Raw genomic sequence first — 15,679 nt, 5'->3', positions numbered from 1 at the left:
GTACCCGTCATCTCAGTGGCTCAATTTTTGTCTCAGGCCGACGTTTCAGCAGTTCAGACGCCTCAACACCTAAGACCGTCGCCAGGCGATCGACAACGTCGATGCTTGCATTATAGACACTGCGCTCCAAAGAACTGATATAAGTTCGATCGATGCCTGCCTCAAACGCGAGCTCTTCTTGCGACAGGCCTTTGGCTTGACGCGCGGCTTTCAGATTCCGTGCAAACACCTCTCGAATCTCCATGCTGGAGAGAGCAGCGGCTTGCAGAGTATTTCTCCACGGAGTATTCTCTACAGCCGTATTCCGGATATGGAATGTTCATACGAATCAGGGTGATTAGGCGTTCACTGATGCCCTCTTCTTGCGAGCAATGAATTGTCGAGTTTGTAGCCACCCATCTTACTGAAGGATGGGATCTATTCTGCAAAGCGTATACGCTACCGGAAGGTCTCGATCCTTGCCGGGTCGCAAACGAGGTAAGAGGAGAAGCGGATGGACAACGAGGTCTCATTCGAGACAAGCGGCAAAAGAGAGTCTCGTTATAAAGCGATGCGAGAAGCCGATTTGAAAGCGTTAGCAATTTCTGCGATCCGCGAGCACCGCCGACTTCTAGCCGCGGATGAAGCTGTCTACGAAACGTGGACTCTTGCAACCGCCAACGCCTCGACTTCCAGGGACGTGCTCAAGAGCCTGCAAGATGAGTATCTCGATCGTCAAAAGAAGTCAGAAGCGCAGCAGGAAGAACTCTCGGAAATCGTCGATGCGCTTGGTTATGTTCCCGATGTGCCCTCCGAAAACAACGAATGATGGTTAAACCAAACCGCGGTCCTTCGCGATTGCCACGAGCTGAGGGATCGTCGCGGCATTCAGCTTTTTGCGTGCGCGATCGAAATGGTGTTGCACTGTTCGTTGGGTAATTCCCATTAAAATGGCAATCTCCCAAGCCTTTTTACCCTTTGCCGCCCACGTAAGACACATCGCTTCCTTTGGTGAAAGCAGCCGGCTGGGTGCGACGATCGTCGACGCAGCTATGATCTTCAGGCGATAGTGAATTGCCAACACCGCCTGAAGCGGGTTTAGTTGCTTTTGACATTTTGAAATATCAGCTTTATGCCCCGAGGACGCGAATGTCAGCATAATGATCGAGCCGAAACTGCCTTGAACGGGAACCGTCACCCCACTGCGAATGCCATGTTCTACCGCTTCATCCCGAAAACGATTGAACTCAGAGCTCCCACGAGACGGCCAGTCATCGATCGCCCAGGAAAACATCTCCATCCGGCGTTTGGCTTCCGTAACGACCGGATCCACCCGAGAATATTGGTTGCTTAGGTAAATTTTCTGCCATTTCTCGGGATAGGAACTGAGCGCGCGGGCGCTAAGGCCTTCCGTTTGCAGATATGCAAAGAATTGAAATCCGCACGAATGAACGAACCCTTTGAGCCCGCGTTTGATCATCCGTTCATCGTATGAGGCTTCAACCATGTCAATGAGAGCGCTTAAGGCTGGATCCACAGACCTGTCTCCTTTCTGTTGTACGTGAAGGCGCCCCCGCTCCTTCGGAAGTGATACAGATCTGCGCTCACCCGCGCAAACGTCTATTCACCTCTATTTCGCAATCAAACCTTCTGACCAAGAGATGAAGTTAAACAAAGATCTCTTCTGATGCTGTATCACTGACTGCTGTACGTAGAGGGGAAGACGATATCCTGATCGACCAAGACATTGAACTCGTATCCCGGCCGGATTTGGATTGTCGGCTGAACGTTCAAGTTTTTCGAGATCGTCTGCTCGGCAACGCGACCGAAGGTGTCCGCAAAATTCCGTCTGGCGGCATCGGAGGCCGTGTCCTGGGTGGCAAGCGTCGTGCTTTCGGGCATCGACATGTCGATGCCGGTTCCGAGTATCGCGACAAGTGCTGCCGAACTCCACGTGCGCCAGAGATGCCGATCGACCTTATCCTTGAACCCGCCATAACCTGCCCCATCGGTCCCAGCCATGCCGCCGATTTGCAGCGTCGAGCCATTCGGGAAGATCAGATCGGTCCAGACGACGAGCACGCGGTCCTGGCCAAAGGAAACCTTGGAATCGTAACGGCCGAACAACTTGGCTCCCTGCGGGATCAGGAGCCGGTAGCCGGTGGCGCTATCATAGACATTCTGGCTGATCTGCCCGATGATCCGGCCCGGAAGGTCTGAGTTGAGACCTGTGATCAACGTGGCTGGAATGACCGAGCCGCGCTTCAGCTCATACGGCGACATCTGCGGCACGACCTTATTCGGCAAATAGCCAAGATCCTTGATGTCCTGATTGAAGAAATCCTCCTTCGAACTTTGGGCATTCGGGTCGACGTTCTGGGCCGTCAGCCCGGATTTCGATGCGGCGGTGTAGAGATCAGAAGCATTGTTGGCTGTCGTCGTCGCAGTCTGACGACCGGCGTCTGTGGAACTTTTAGCGGCCTTCTCGACATCAGAAATATCCACCTTCAAAGGCGAGTCCAAAGCGGTTGCCCGCGCCTGCAGGTGAGCCATCCGCTGGCGCTGAGCTTCACGGATATATTGTTCATCCTGCTCCCGCTTTAGGCGGGCTCGCCATTCCTCCTCTGATTCGAGCTGCGGGCCTCTTTCTTGCCGTTCCGTAGGCCGGCGGTCTATAACAGGTGCTCCCTTCTCCACCTTCTGCTCGACGGTGGGTGTTGGCTGGAGCACTTCGCGCTCACCTGGCTCGCCGATGATGCCGTCACTGATGCCGCGCTTGAGCTGGTCACCGAAGTTCGTCGCCGGTGTATTCAAGTTGCTGTCGATATCGTAGCTCCAGTTGAAGGGAAGTCCTCGCCACGATAGGCCGATCACGACCACGCCGAAGAATAGCGCGATGAGGACGGTTGCGGTAATAATTGGCAGCCGATTGAGGCGGCGCATTCCTTTCGGATCGTCGGCTTGCTTTGAAGGGCCGAGCTGGAGCGATTGGATCATACCTTTCCCCTCAATTACGCTGCATGATGGAGAGCGGACTTGCCGGCGTCGCACCGGCGGCCGTTGCTTTGTATGCGCGGCCAAGGGTAATGGACGGTGTTGACAGCCGCGCGAGCACCTGATCTTGAGTGCCATCGATCGCGTAAGTGAGCTCGACCGGTTTCACGTCCTTTCCAACTTTGCCGTCGGTTAGAACGGTGTAGCCAGAGCCCTTGAGGGCCGCCTCGAGTGCCGCCGCAAACTCCGATGTGTCCCTTTCCATCTTGATTGTCGTCGACCTCACGGGACTGATCTGCTCGGCGAGCCGGCTTGCCATGTCGGCGGCGATGGCACTTGCGGCGGGCCCGGAGACCGGCGCGGCGTTTGACCTGGCGTCAGACCCATCCCCAGCAGTTTGGCATGCGGTGAGAAAGCCGCTGATGATGATGACGAGAAGCTTGTGCATAGCTTAGCCTCCTCGCCGAATGGTAATCTTCTGCTGGCGCCAGCCGACGCCGGAGACGAGGATCGCCTCGTCGACGGCATAATCGACGATCATCAAGTCGTTCTTCATTCGGTAATTGACGATGCGGCTCTGGCCGCCGTGGATCACGACCAGCACCGGTGCATCCTGACCTGAGATCGACTTCGAAAACTGGATGTAGGTTTTCACGCCATCCGAATAGACCCGCGTCGGCTTCCAAGGTGCCGAGCCACTCACGGAATATGAGAAGTTCAGTTTGTCGGGTGCCGCCCCGGGAATGCCGCCGGTCTCGAGCCGGGAATTGATGTCGGCGAGCTTGGTCGAGACGTCCTCCGGATATTCGAAGCCGACGCGTGCCATGTACTGGCTCGGATGTGACTTGAGCTGGATGTAATAGGTGCGTCGCGACGTCGTGACCACCATCGAGGTGACAAGACCTACTTCCGACGGCTTGACGATCAGATGGATCGCTTGGCCGCCGATTGCACCGGAGGTGGCAGGCTCCACCTTCCAGCGAACAGTATCTCCAACGAGAACATCGCGGACGATCTCGCCGCTCTGGAGTTCGATATCGCAGACCTGCAAGGGCGAGCAGACAACGGACGGCTGGGTTTCGCCGAAGAGAAAGGTGACCTTGCCATCGGAGCCTGCCGTCACCAGTCCGGGCGCGACGCGCCATTTCCTGGAAATGGTCGTGCCATTCACCTCATTTGCCGTCATGGTCTGCGCCTCAGCGCCGCCCACAAAGACGAGTCCCGCCAAGCAGCCGGTGGCTGCAATTAGTGCTGTTCTGTGCATGTCAAATCCCCTGCCCTCAAAGCTGTGCCGTCCAGTCAAAATCCCTAACGTAGAGGCCGATCGGATTGAGGCGGATGGTCGCCTCGTCCTGCGGCGCGGTAAGCGCAACCGTCGCGATTCCGCGGAACCGGCGCGTCCCGGTTTCCTTGCCCTTCCGGTCCCGTTCGTATTCGGTCCAGTCGATCTGATAAGTCTGATTGGAGAGCGCCACTATGTTGTTGACCTCGATGGCGATCGTCGACGACTTCGCCTTTTCGAACGGCGAATTGCTGCGGAACCAGTCATTGATCTTCTGGGTCGAGGGATCGGAAGCTCGCAGAAGCGCATAGGTTCGATCGATATATTGCTTTTGCACTACGGCATCCGGTGTGACGCTGCGGAAGCTCGTTACGAAGTTGCCAAGCGTGGCGCGCACCACCCGCACATCCGCGTATTCGATCTGCTCGGGGAACCCTGAGGTGACCGAGGTGCCGAGCTTGTCGACCTGGACGATATAAGGCACCAGCTTCACCTGCGTGCTTAGGTATATCGCGTACCCGAAGCCGATCACGGCCATGGTCAGACCCAGTATGCCGACGATGCGCCATGCGGCCGCGGCCTGCACATAGGAGCCGTATCGCTCATTCCATTCCTGGCGCGCGGCAAGATACGGGTTTTCGGGAGCGCGTTTCGCTGCCATCGATCGATCACTTTCTGATTGCTATTAGTCTTTAAGTTCGGGAAGTGGCTTTGGTCCGCTGTGCCCACTGCGCGCCTGATCCAGCTTGGCGTTAGCAAGGCCTAGGATAGACCCGGCGTAGGCACCGGGAGAGCCGATGGCCTTCTCCTTGGTAGCCGAGCCCGCCGCTTTTCCTGCCGAGCCGATCCCTGCGCCGAAACCCCGCAGCATTGCGCCTGCGACGGATGACCCCGCGGCGCGCGCGGTTTGAGCCGCCGCAAATCCCGCCCCGGCAGCGCCCGCCGCGAGGAACCCTGCTCCTGTCGCAAACGATGCGGCCTGACCACCGTGCCTTATTGCCTCCATTCCGCCCGAGACGGACGCGCCCTGAACAACACCCTGCATGATGTTCGGGACGTAGATGGCGATAATGAAGACCACGACAGCGATACCAGCGATCGCAAGCGCAGTCTGGAACTGGTCGCCAATGTCGGGCTGGTCTGCCAACCCGATCAGCACCTCTGATCCGATACGCGAGATCATGACGAGCGCCATGAGTTTCATTCCGACCGAGAAGGCGTAGACCAAATATCGGACCGCGAAATCCTTTGTATAGGACGAGCCGCCAAGCCCCAGCATGATCATACCGGCAAGAAGGCCGATATACATCTCAACCATGACCGACACGAAAATCGCGGCGACAAGCGAGAATGAGATGACGACGACGACCATTGCAAAAGCAGCCGAGATCGCCAACGCGTTGTCCTCAAAAAGACCGAACTGTATCTTTTCCGACATCTTCGTTGCGACGGCGAGTCCAGCATTGAAGACGTCTGCTGGGGAGGCCGTGCCGCCTCCAGCCCCAATCTCAAACAAACTATCCACCACTGCCTTCGCAAAGGCCGGCCCCTGTCCCAAAACGAAGGCAAAAAAGCCGACGAATATGATCCGCCGGACAAGCTCGGCAAACCAGCTGTCTAGCGAAGCTGCCTGCAATGCGAGCCAGACGGCGGCGATGCCAATCTCGATTGTCGCGAGGATCCAGAACAAGGATTTCGCCGCATCCATGACAGTAGTTTCCCACCCCTTTGCGGCCGTGGTGATCTGGCTCTGTAATGAGGTCAGCACTGAACCTTCTTGGGCGACTGCCGGCTGTGCTGCCAGCATGCAGAAGGTGGCAATCACCATCGCGGTGCGGAGCCGCCGAAGACATATTGTTGTCATGTGCTTACCACTCGACTTTCATCTTTTCGCCGCCGGAGGTGGAAGGGGCAGTCCCGCTGAAGAATTTCTCACGCCGCGCCTGCGCAAGGTCCTTGTCGGTCTGTTCGGTCTGGAGCCAGGTGCCCATCATCGTCATTTGCTGCGAGACGAGGCCGCGAAGCTTCTGAATCTGGGCGACCTGTTGCGCGGCGATCTCATGCCCGACCTGCAGGGCTTTCATCTGCCCGTCGGCGGTCTCGGACATGGACCGCAGCGAGGACATCGTGCCTTCCTCGCTATCGAATTGCTCGGCCGTCAGACTCGCCGCCTTCAGCGTGCTGGCGATCGTGTCCCGGTTCGTATCGGACCAGGACTGATAGGTGGTAGAAAACGACGAATTGTCTGGCAGGTTGGTTTTAAGGCTTGAGTAGCTCTGAAAACGTTGTTGCAACACATCATCCGCATTGCCCATGGAAAACGAGATGCTCTGGCCCTGGTCGACGATGCTGCGCAGCTGGTTGAGATCGCTTTCGACCTGCCCCCACATATGCGACGGAAGCGTCGCCGTGTTCTGGAGGAGGTTTTGGTAGATATTCAGCTGCGTTTCGATCTGTTGTGCGAGCTGGCTGATCTGGGTGAGCTGGTTCTGGATCTGCTCGCCGGACTTCCCGACCAAAGCGACCAGCTCGCCATTATTGAGGACCTGCGTCCACTCGGTGGCGGCACCCGTGGCAGTTCCAGCATTTGCGGGCACGACAGTGCCGGCCATCAATGCGACAGCCGCCAGGCCAGTGAGCAATTTATTCGAGGTTGAGCAGCGCTGCGGCATCCTGAACTCCTCTCGTTCGTAGCCAGTGGATCGGCCAGTCGCGGCCGTGTTTGGAACTGAGCGTGCGGATGCGCTTCAGGTCTTCCTTGCCGGATGCGCCAACGAAACTGAGCGCCACGGGGCCGAGCGACATGTCGAAGAGCCGCCTGCCTTCGGACGTTGCGACGTAATATTCTCGCTTAGGAATCGCATTCGAAACGATCTCGATCTGTCTCTCGTTGAAGCCAATCCGCTCATAGAACTCGCGGGTCCCAGGCTCACTTGCGGCGCCGTTCGGCAGGCAAATTTTCGTGGGGCAGGATTCCTTCAACACGTCGATGATGCCGGAACGCTCAGCATCGGAAATGGATTGCGTGGCCAATACCACCGCGCAGTTCGCCTTGCGCAGCACCTTCAGCCACTCTCGGATCTTGCTCCTGAAGACCGGATGGCCGAGCATCAGCCAGGCTTCGTCTAGGACGATGAGGCTCGGTGAGCCATCGAGGCGCTTTTCGATGCGGCGGAACAGATAGGTGAGAACAGGTACGAGGTTCCGCTCGCCCATGTTCATCAACTCTTCGATCTCAAAGGTCTGGAATGAGCCAAGCAACAGTCCGTCTTTCTCAGCATCGAGAAGCTGGCCCATGGGACCATCGACGGTGTAGTGATGGAGCGCGTCCTTGATCTCGCGCATCTGTACGCCGCTTACAAAGTCCGAGAGAGATCGGCCCGCTGCACTGGCCATCAAGCCAATCTGGCGAGAGACCGCATTGCGGTGGTCCGGGGTGATGGTCACGCCCTGCAGCGCGATCAACATCTCGATCCATTCCGCGGCCCATGCGCGATCACTGTCGCTGGAGAGGTCCGACAGCGGGCAGAAGGCCAGCGCCTTCGCCTCTTCTTGAGCGTCGCCACCGATCTCATAGTGATCACCTCCGGTGGCAAGGGTCAGCGGAAGGAGAGAGTTCCCCTTGTCAAAGGCGAAGATCTGGGCGCGTTCATAGCGCCGGAACTGCGCGGCGATTAGTGCAAGCAGCGTCGACTTGCCCGAACCGGTCGGCCCAAAAATGAGTGTGTGACCGACGTCGTCGACATGTAGGTTCAGCCGGAACGGCGTCGACCCGCTCGCCACCTGCATCAGTGGCGGTGAATTCGGCGGGTAGAACGGGCACGGCGCGACAGGGGAGCCCGACCAGACAGAGTTGAGCGGAATGAGATCGGCAAGGTTGCTGGTATTGATCAGCGGTTCGCGGATGTTGCAATACCAATTGCCCGGTAGGCTGCCGAGGTAGGCATCGGTGGCGTTGAGCGTTTCGATGCGCGCCCCGAAGCCCTCCGCCTGAATAAGTCTGCGGATGGACTCTGCCTTTTCCTGCAGTCCTTCACGATCGTGATCGAAGAGAACGATGACGGGCGTGTAATAGCCGTATGCGACCAACTGCGACGAAGCCTGGGCGATAGCCTCTTCTGTCTCGGCGACCATGTTCATGGCGTCCTGATCAAGCGAACGGCTCTGCGTCTGAAAAAGCTGGTCGAAGAATGGGCGCACCTTCTGCTGCCATTTCTTGCGGGTCCGCTCCAGTTTTTGTCTGGCCTCCTGCGCGTCGAGAAAAATGAAGCGCGACGACCAGCGGTAGGTTAGCGGCATGAGATCGAGGCTGTTGAGGATCCCCGGCCAGCTCTCGGCCGGCAGGCCGTCGATCGCGACGACACCGAGGAAGCGGCTTTCAACCTTTGAGGTCAGCCCATGTTCAAGCTCGGCGGTCGCGATCCAGTCGAGAAACATGGGCACATCCGGCAGCCGGATCGGATGGTTGTCACCAGTGATGCAGAAGCGAACGAATTGGAGCAGTTCGTCGTAGCGGGCAACCCGCGCCCCTCCCCTCTCGAGAGCCTCCCGCGTTTCCATGCGACGGATCGAAAGCGTATTGGCGAAATACTGCTCGATCTCGCGGACCGCGTTCTTGAAAATGAACAGCACCGTGTCGGCATAGGTCTTCTTGCGGCTCACCTCGTCCGAGTAGATGTATTTGCTGAGCGCCGTTTTTTTGGATTCGAGCGGCCGATAGGTCAGGATCAGCGCGTGTTTACTCTCGAAATGCCCCTGTTCGCGGGCGAAATGCGCCCGCCGCTCGGCGTCGATCGCGCGAGTTACAGGATCGGGAAAGTGACAACGATTATCCGACGGATAGTCGAATGTCGGGATGCGAACTGCCTCGACCTGGATCATCCAGCCGCTCCCGAGCCGCGAGAGGATTGTATTGATATGGCGCGACAGTTCGTTGCGATCGAGGGCCGTGGCGCTCTCTGAATCTGGTCCCGCAAAATACCAGGCGGCCATCAGGCTTCCGTCTTTCAACAGGAGAACACCATTGTCGACGAGGCCGGCATAGGGGACGAGATCAGCAAAGGATGGGTCGGGGGCCCGGAAGCGTTTGAGAGCGACCATGCGTTCCTCTCAATACCGGCGCCACGGCGAGGAGGTCGCCTTGTAGTAATGCTTGTACGAGATATGGCGGACATAGACCTGTCGCATGAGCGGATCGGCCTTTGCCATCATTCTCAAGAGCCCGACGATGACAATCCAGACGCCAACGCCGAAGAGCGCCGAATAGATCGTAAGAACGACGAAGATGAGGATGACTGCGGCCAAGCCGGTGATCAGCACCAGTTCCCGGTCCGCGCCCACCAGAAGGTTCGGGCGCGACAGCGCGCGGTGGATGCGGTTCCGCTGCAGACCGGACGCGGACTCAGCCATTTGTCACTCCTGCGCCTTGGAAGCCGTCCGAGGCGACCAGCTCCCTCGTCAGGCCAATTGAAGCTCCAGTCGCGCCGAACAGGCCCACAATGGTCGTGGCACCGAGCAGAATGCCGGCGACGAGAACCACGTATACAAGTCGCCGCGCGAAGTCGTTCAACTCCCCACCAAATATGAGCATGCCGCCGGCTATGGCGACAGCCGCAAGTGCGATGTATCCTGCGACAGGTCCGGTGATCGACTCTTGAATCTGCTGCAGTGGTCCTTCCCAGGGCAGTCCGCCACCGCCCGAACTGGCGAGTGCCGGATCAAGCGAAGCGAGAACTGTCGTTAGGACAGAGAATGTGACCTTGGCGAGCGAAGGCTTACGCGACATGACGGGCCTCCTCTTCCTCATCGAGTTGGTCTGAACCGATCTGGTATTGGCCCTCCGCGAACCGTTCGATGTGGATGACGTCTCGAACCCGTCGCCCGCGCGGTGTCCGTTCAATGGAGATGATGAGGTCGACTGCCTCACCGATAACCTCGTGCATCGGCTGCTGGCTTGCTTCTGCGGTCAATTGTTCAAAGCGGCGGAGGGCCGACATGGCGGTGTTCGAGTGAATTGTCGCAACGCCTCCGGGATGACCGGTGTTCCACGCCTTCAGCAGAGTCAACGCGGCACCGTCGCGGACTTCGCCGACGACAATCCTGTCGGGGCGCAGTCGCATCGTGCTCTTCAGCAATCGTGACATATCAACGGTATCGCTGGTATGCAGAAGAACGGCGTTCTCGGCCGAACAATGAATTTCGGCGGTATCTTCGAGGATCACCAAACGGTCTTCGGGGGCGAATTTGACGATCTCATCGATCAACGCGTTCGCAAGCGTCGTTTTGCCAGAACCGGCGCCCCCGGATACGATGATGTTTCGCCTTTTGGAAATCGCCTTTCGGATCATTAAGGCGTGGCATCCCGTCAGCGCGCCTGACCGCACATATTCTTCCAGCGGAATTAGGCGTGGGGCACGGCGGCGGATCGTAAAGGCTGGCTTGGCGACCGCTGGTGGTAAAAGGCCTTCGAAGCGGTGCCCACCTATCGGGAGCTCGCCGGAGATGATCGGTTGCTTCGTGTCTACCTGGGACTGAAGGAAATGCGCCACAATTCCGATCACCGTTTCCGCGGCGACGGGGGACATTTCGCCGGCCGCCGCAACGCCGTGAGCGAGGCGCTCAATAAAGAGCTTTCCGTCCGGATTGAGCATTATTTCGATCACATCCACGTCTTCCAATGCGGCGCACAGCTTATGGCCGAGCGCGTCTTGAAGTTTGCAGACAAGCCGGTGGTGAGAGCGGAGCTGGTTCATGGATTTCTCCTTTTCCGCTGCCCATCTGGGGAGATGAATTCAGAACGGTAACTGGATGGACGAAGCCTCAGGAATGTCTCGGCGTTCACCGGTAAGGTGCCCGCGACGGCAATTGTCTTGCCAATGTTCTTTGGTTCGCCCAATCGCGATAGGTGCCACCCAACGCGTGCAAGGATCCGCTCGAATCGAAGATCGGTCACCGTGACGAGCTCCGTGTACCCATTTGCGATGCACCATTCGATGATGCCTGCGAACATGGTCAAAGTGGCCTCGTGGACGAGGCCTCCTCCGCGAAGATCGACCAAGGTTGTGTCCACGCAAAAACGGGAGCTTTCGATCATACTTGGATGGGCGTTTAGGTGTCCATGCGTTAGCAGTGACGAAAAGACATGGGTCACCATCGTCGGACCCATGGCCGGCAGGAGTCTAGCGCATCCTGCCACACGAGCGCTGTCCGATACGGCGAGTATGTAAGTCGGCTGGAGAGCGTCGAAGACGTCCGCTTCCCGGCCGTCAAGAACACCGACCTCCCAACCCAACCGATTTGAAAACACTTGAGCTCGAAGTCGATGATGTGCTTCGAGAAGGTGCTGTGCAGGAAGCCCATGTCTGGTCGATATCGCAACAACCTTCATACTGATCTCCGTCGCTTAAATTTATCGACAAAGATCAGCACGGATTAGAATGGCTGGGCAGTTGTAGAATCCTACAAGGTATTTTGGTGAGTCGCGCGCGGTTTTGGGCGACAACGCGCTGATCTGATCTCGCGTGTTATTCCCTTAGTTGTAGGAATCACCAGTGAACAAATATGCAACGAACGTTGTGACTCGGAGCGGTAACAGATTGGATTTGCAAGGGAAATACAGATGGCGGCGTTAACCATAGGTCAAGGGGCGTCCCGGCTATTAACAGTTTATTAGCCGCATTTTCCTTGCCGGCCCGCGAGAATCGGACATAATAACGGTTCAGTGGCAATATCGGGCCGAAAACCGTTATCTGAAAGATTTCTGACAATGAACGCTAATTCGATGGCTTCGCTTAAGATGCCGATGCACTTTGAAGATCAAATCCTAGAACAGGGTGATTTGATCTCGAAAAAGCTGCACCTACTTAGCGTACAACGATTCCCGCCCAACGCGAAAAAGACATTGCGAAGCTTCTCGCTGGCGGAGGTCGCGACCTATGTCGGCGTATCGCAGAGCACATTGAAAAAGCTGCATCTGGACGGAAAGGGCCCCTCCCCTCAAACATCGTCCTCCGGTCGTCGCTCCTACACCGCCGAACAGATGTTGGAACTGCGTCAATATCTGGATACGCACGGTCGATCCGACAACCGCATGTATGTTCCCCACCGGCGCGGCGGTGAAAAGCTGCAGGTGCTTGCTGTAGTCAACTTCAAAGGGGGCTCGGGGAAAACCACGACCGCCGCGCATTTAGCGCAGTACCTGGCATTGACGGGGCATCGCGTCCTTGCCGTAGACCTCGACCCTCAAGCATCCCTTTCGTCTCTGCACGGCTTCCAACCGGAGCTCGATCAGATCGCGTCCATCTATGATGCCATTCGCTATGATGGTGCGAGAAAGCCGATCTCGGAGATCATCCAGACCACTAATTTTCCTGGATTGGACATTGTCCCTGCAAACCTCGATTTGCAGGAGTATGAATATGACACGCCGCTTGCGATGTCTGATAAGTCTTCTAATGAAGGCAAAACGTTTTTCACCCGCATATCGCGGGCTTTGGCTGAGGTCGACGATCGTTATGATGTCGTCGTCGTCGACTGTCCACCGCAGCTCGGATATTTGACGCTGACCGCACTGACCGCAGCTACAAGTGTTCTGATAACAATCCATCCGCAGATGCTCGACGTGATGTCGATGGGTCAGTTCCTTCTGATGCTTGGTGGAATCCTAAAGCCGATCCGTGCCGCTGGTGCGGAAGTGAACCTCTCCTGGTACAGATACTTGATTACGCGCTACGAGCCGACCGATGTTCCGCAAGCCCAGATGGTCGGCTTTATGTCCACGATGTTCAACGAGTTCATACTAAAGAACCAGATGGTGAAGTCGACGGCGGTTTCAGATGCCGGAATTACCAAGCAAACTCTGTACGAAGTCGATCGGGCATCCATGAATAGAGGCACGTATGACCGTGCGATGGAATCGTTGGATGCAGTGAATGCTGAAATTGCCGGCCTCGTTCACGAGTCATGGGGACGTCGATTTGTCAGCTGACAAAAACGAACGTTTTATGCGGAAAAACAAGCAGCTAACGGCTGCTCGGAGCAAATGAGATGGCACGGAAAAATCTGCTCGAGGGACTTGCTGACCTGCATGAAGATAGCGGCACGGCACCTGCATATCCAATGCGAGGCGCAGGCAAATCTCTCGTGCGTTCGCTGGACGAGCTGGCAAAGCAGGCTGACAAATATCTCGAAGGCGAGGCAATTATCGAACTTGATCCGGCACAAATTGAAGGCTCCTTCGTAAAGGATCGGATATCAGACGACGACGGCGAGTATCAAGATCTGCTAGAGGCAATTAGGGTACGTGGGCAGGATACGCCTATTCTCGTGCGGCCCCATACAAAGGTCGATGGTCTTTATCAGGTTGTCTTCGGCCACAGACGGGTAAGGGCAGCAAGGGACCTCGGCAGAAAAGTCCGGGCTATTGTCAAGGCAATCGACGACCGTTCCCATGTCATTGCTCAAGGGCAGGAAAATTCCGCGCGCGCGAATCTCTCTTTTATCGAAAGGGCGTTATTTGCCAAGCGCCTGGATGATCTTGGTTACGGCCGAGAGGTGATTTCCTTGGCATTGTCCGCGAATGCGGCTTCGGTCTCGAAGATGATGACGGTGGCAGAGCGCATCTCGGCTAACGTCATAGAAAAAATCGGGTCGGCTCCCGGTGTGGGCCGAGAGCGCTGGATAGAGCTTTCACTTCTAGTCGGAAAATTCGCCAATAGCGGCAAAGTGTCAGAAGTTTTGAGCACGGACGGCTTCGACGCATTGCCGTCCGATGAACGCTTTTCATCTCTGTACAAGGCGCTCAACAGAACAGCGCGGCCCGTGAGGAAGGCGGAGGTTTCGACTCAAAAGGCGAAGTGGCAGCCCCGGGACAAGGCAGTGCAGGCCGAAATCAAGAATACGGGCAAAGCTTTCTCGCTCTCGATGAAGGCGAAGAATGCTGGCCGTTTCGGAGAATATCTTTCCCGCAATTTGGATGCGCTCTACGAGCAATTCCTGAAGGAGGGAAGCAAAGGAGACTGAAGCCGCAAAAGAAAAAGGCCCCCAAACGACCAAGTCGTGGAAGCCCTTCTCGTATTCCCTAAGCAAGATTGAGAATCGCATTTCCACGAATCCCTGTCAAGAGTCGTAACCGTCGATTTGGCGGGCGGATCTCTTTTGCCTCAATTAAGGTGAGAGAAAAAATGCAGATTGGAAGTGTGACGACGCCCTTCGGGCGGCGGCCGATATCGCTTGCCCAGGTAAGAGGGCAAATGAAAACGGCTGAGATGCGGCCAGGTAAGACGGCCGACAAATGGAAGATCTTTCGCGATGCCTCGGAGGCGAGGGCAGTGCTCGGCATTCAGGACCGCGCCCTTGCCGTTCTTGATGCGCTCTTGACCTTCTATCCCGACAATGAGCTTTCGGAAGAGCGCGGCCTGGTGGTGTTCCCATCAAATGAACAGCTTTCCGTTCGAGCGCATGGTATTGCTGGCACGACATTGCGCCGCCACCTTGCTGCACTCGTCGATGCTGGACTGATCCAGCGCAAAGACAGTGCTAATGGCAAACGATACGCCCGAAAGGACAATGGCGGCCAGATCGAAGATGCGTTCGGCTTCAGCCTCGCGCCGCTGCTTGCTCGCGCCGAAGAGCTTGCGCAGCTCGCACAGCAGATAGCAGCCGAGCGCCGGCACTTCCGCAGCGCCAAGGAAGCACTGACGATCTGCCGTCGTGACGTTCGTAAGCTGCTGACGGCTGCGATAGAAGAGGGCGCTTCTGGCGATTGGGAAAAGCTGGAGGGCTACTACGTGCAGCTGCTCGCAGGCATCCCCCGCTCCCCAACCCTCAAAGATATTGAATCCGTCCTCGACGAAATGCGAATGTTGCGTGAAGAGATCATCAACCAACTGGAATTTCAGGAAGATTCTCAAAAAACAGATACCAATGATGTCCAAATTGGACGTCACATACAGAATTCAAAACCCGAATCCAGCAATGAATTTGAACCTCGCTCTGAAACAGAGCAGGGGGCGAAATCGAACCCAGACATTGGGCGAATGCGAGAGCCGATAAAGGCTTTTCCACTGGGAATGGTCTTGCAGGCCTGCCCTGAGATTTCGAATTACGGGCCGGGCGGGGCGGTCGGGAGTTGGCGCGATCTCATGTCAGCCGCGGTGGTCGTGCGATCGATGCTGGCCGTCAGTCCGAGTGCCTACCAGAATGCCTGTGAGGCACTCGGTGCCGAGAATGCTGCGGCCGTGATGGCCTGCATCCTCGAAAGGGCAGGGCACATCAACAATGCGGGCGGTTATTTGCGTGACCTCACCCGCAAGGCAGAACGCGGAGAGTTTTCACTTGGGCCGATGTTGATGGCGCTGATGCGAACGAATGGTTCGCCAGGCCGGAGAGCATCATGAGCTGCAAAAAGCTGATGCTGTTTGGAGA

The 15,679-nt window shown here is 56.9% G+C and carries 17 protein-coding genes; 4 read left to right on the top strand and 13 right to left on the bottom strand.

Annotation, left to right across the window (positions count from 1 at the left end; all coding sequences use genetic code 11):
- Positions 1-7: 7 nt before the first annotated feature.
- Complete coding sequence (locus tag GGD46_RS28695) at positions 8-244, bottom strand: helix-turn-helix domain-containing protein (protein ID WP_004119837.1); 237 nt, start codon at positions 242-244, stop codon at positions 8-10.
- A gap of 249 nt (positions 245-493) precedes the next feature.
- On the opposite strand from GGD46_RS28695, the gene GGD46_RS28690 reads away from it, so the two are divergent.
- A complete protein-coding gene (locus tag GGD46_RS28690) occupies positions 494-808 on the top strand; it encodes a transcriptional repressor TraM (RefSeq protein WP_004119838.1) in 315 nt (104 codons plus the stop codon).
- A 3-nt stretch (positions 809-811) separates the two neighbouring features.
- Here the strand turns inward: GGD46_RS28690 and GGD46_RS28685 are convergent, their stop codons facing one another.
- From GGD46_RS28685 to traI, 12 genes are all read right to left on the bottom strand, one after another.
- A complete protein-coding gene (locus GGD46_RS28685; RefSeq protein ID WP_004119842.1) occupies positions 812-1,516 on the bottom strand; it encodes an autoinducer binding domain-containing protein in 705 nt (234 codons plus the stop codon).
- A 158-nt stretch (positions 1,517-1,674) separates the two neighbouring features.
- Positions 1,675-2,976: an IncP-type conjugal transfer protein TrbI gene (gene trbI, locus GGD46_RS28680; protein ID WP_004119844.1), complete on the bottom strand. Its 1,302-nt coding sequence runs from the start codon at positions 2,974-2,976 to the stop codon at positions 1,675-1,677.
- A 10-nt stretch (positions 2,977-2,986) separates the two neighbouring features.
- Positions 2,987-3,421 carry a conjugal transfer protein TrbH gene (gene trbH / locus GGD46_RS28675; protein ID WP_004119847.1) on the bottom strand — a complete coding sequence of 145 codons (435 nt, stop codon included), beginning with the start codon at positions 3,419-3,421 and terminating at the stop codon, positions 2,987-2,989.
- A gap of 3 nt (positions 3,422-3,424) precedes the next feature.
- Positions 3,425-4,237, bottom strand: a complete 813-nt coding sequence (gene trbG, locus GGD46_RS28670) for a P-type conjugative transfer protein TrbG (protein WP_004119849.1) — start codon at positions 4,235-4,237, stop codon at positions 3,425-3,427.
- A 16-nt stretch (positions 4,238-4,253) separates the two neighbouring features.
- Entirely contained in the window at positions 4,254-4,916 is a 663-nt protein-coding gene (locus GGD46_RS28665; RefSeq protein WP_004119850.1) for a conjugal transfer protein TrbF, read from the bottom strand.
- 24 nt (positions 4,917-4,940) lie between these two features.
- Positions 4,941-6,119 (bottom strand): P-type conjugative transfer protein TrbL, encoded by a 1,179-nt coding sequence (gene trbL, locus GGD46_RS28660; RefSeq protein WP_004119851.1) that lies wholly within the window; start codon positions 6,117-6,119, stop codon positions 4,941-4,943.
- A 4-nt stretch (positions 6,120-6,123) separates the two neighbouring features.
- Entirely contained in the window at positions 6,124-6,927 is an 804-nt protein-coding gene (gene trbJ / locus GGD46_RS28655; protein WP_004119852.1) for a P-type conjugative transfer protein TrbJ, read from the bottom strand.
- Positions 6,899-9,355: a conjugal transfer protein TrbE gene (locus GGD46_RS28650; protein WP_004119853.1), complete on the bottom strand. Its 2,457-nt coding sequence runs from the start codon at positions 9,353-9,355 to the stop codon at positions 6,899-6,901. The genes trbJ and GGD46_RS28650 overlap by 29 nt, the downstream gene beginning before the upstream one ends.
- A gap of 9 nt (positions 9,356-9,364) precedes the next feature.
- On the bottom strand, positions 9,365-9,664 hold the full coding sequence (locus tag GGD46_RS28645) for a conjugal transfer protein TrbD (RefSeq protein WP_004119854.1): 300 nt from the start codon (positions 9,662-9,664) through the stop codon (positions 9,365-9,367).
- On the bottom strand, positions 9,657-10,040 hold the full coding sequence (locus GGD46_RS28640) for a TrbC/VirB2 family protein (protein WP_004119857.1): 384 nt from the start codon (positions 10,038-10,040) through the stop codon (positions 9,657-9,659). Before GGD46_RS28640 ends, GGD46_RS28645 begins: the two co-directional genes overlap by 8 nt.
- Positions 10,030-11,007, bottom strand: coding sequence for a P-type conjugative transfer ATPase TrbB (gene trbB, locus GGD46_RS28635; protein WP_004119858.1), 978 nt, complete (start codon positions 11,005-11,007; stop codon positions 10,030-10,032). Before trbB ends, GGD46_RS28640 begins: the two co-directional genes overlap by 11 nt.
- Positions 11,004-11,642, bottom strand: a complete 639-nt coding sequence (traI, locus tag GGD46_RS28630; protein ID WP_004119859.1) for an acyl-homoserine-lactone synthase TraI — start codon at positions 11,640-11,642, stop codon at positions 11,004-11,006. The genes trbB and traI overlap by 4 nt, the downstream gene beginning before the upstream one ends.
- 378 nt (positions 11,643-12,020) lie before the next feature.
- On the opposite strand from traI, the gene repA reads away from it, so the two are divergent.
- The 3 genes from repA to repC all read left to right on the top strand — a co-directional run bounded on the left by repA (position 12,021) and on the right by repC (position 15,651).
- Positions 12,021-13,241, top strand: a complete 1,221-nt coding sequence (gene repA, locus GGD46_RS28625) for a plasmid partitioning protein RepA (protein WP_028755142.1) — start codon at positions 12,021-12,023, stop codon at positions 13,239-13,241.
- 59 nt (positions 13,242-13,300) lie between these two features.
- Entirely contained in the window at positions 13,301-14,275 is a 975-nt protein-coding gene (repB, locus tag GGD46_RS28620; protein WP_004119861.1) for a plasmid partitioning protein RepB, read from the top strand.
- Between the two features lie 161 nt (positions 14,276-14,436).
- Positions 14,437-15,651 carry a plasmid replication protein RepC gene (repC, locus tag GGD46_RS28615; protein ID WP_004119862.1) on the top strand — a complete coding sequence of 405 codons (1,215 nt, stop codon included), beginning with the start codon at positions 14,437-14,439 and terminating at the stop codon, positions 15,649-15,651.
- Positions 15,652-15,679: the final 28 nt, after the last annotated feature.

Source organism: Martinezella lusitana, from assembly GCF_014207095.1.
GTDB lineage: Bacteria > Pseudomonadota > Alphaproteobacteria > Rhizobiales > Rhizobiaceae > Rhizobium > Rhizobium lusitanum_B.
The sequence above is the reverse complement of the archived record's forward strand: the minus strand, read 5'-3'. Positions and strand labels throughout refer to the sequence as shown.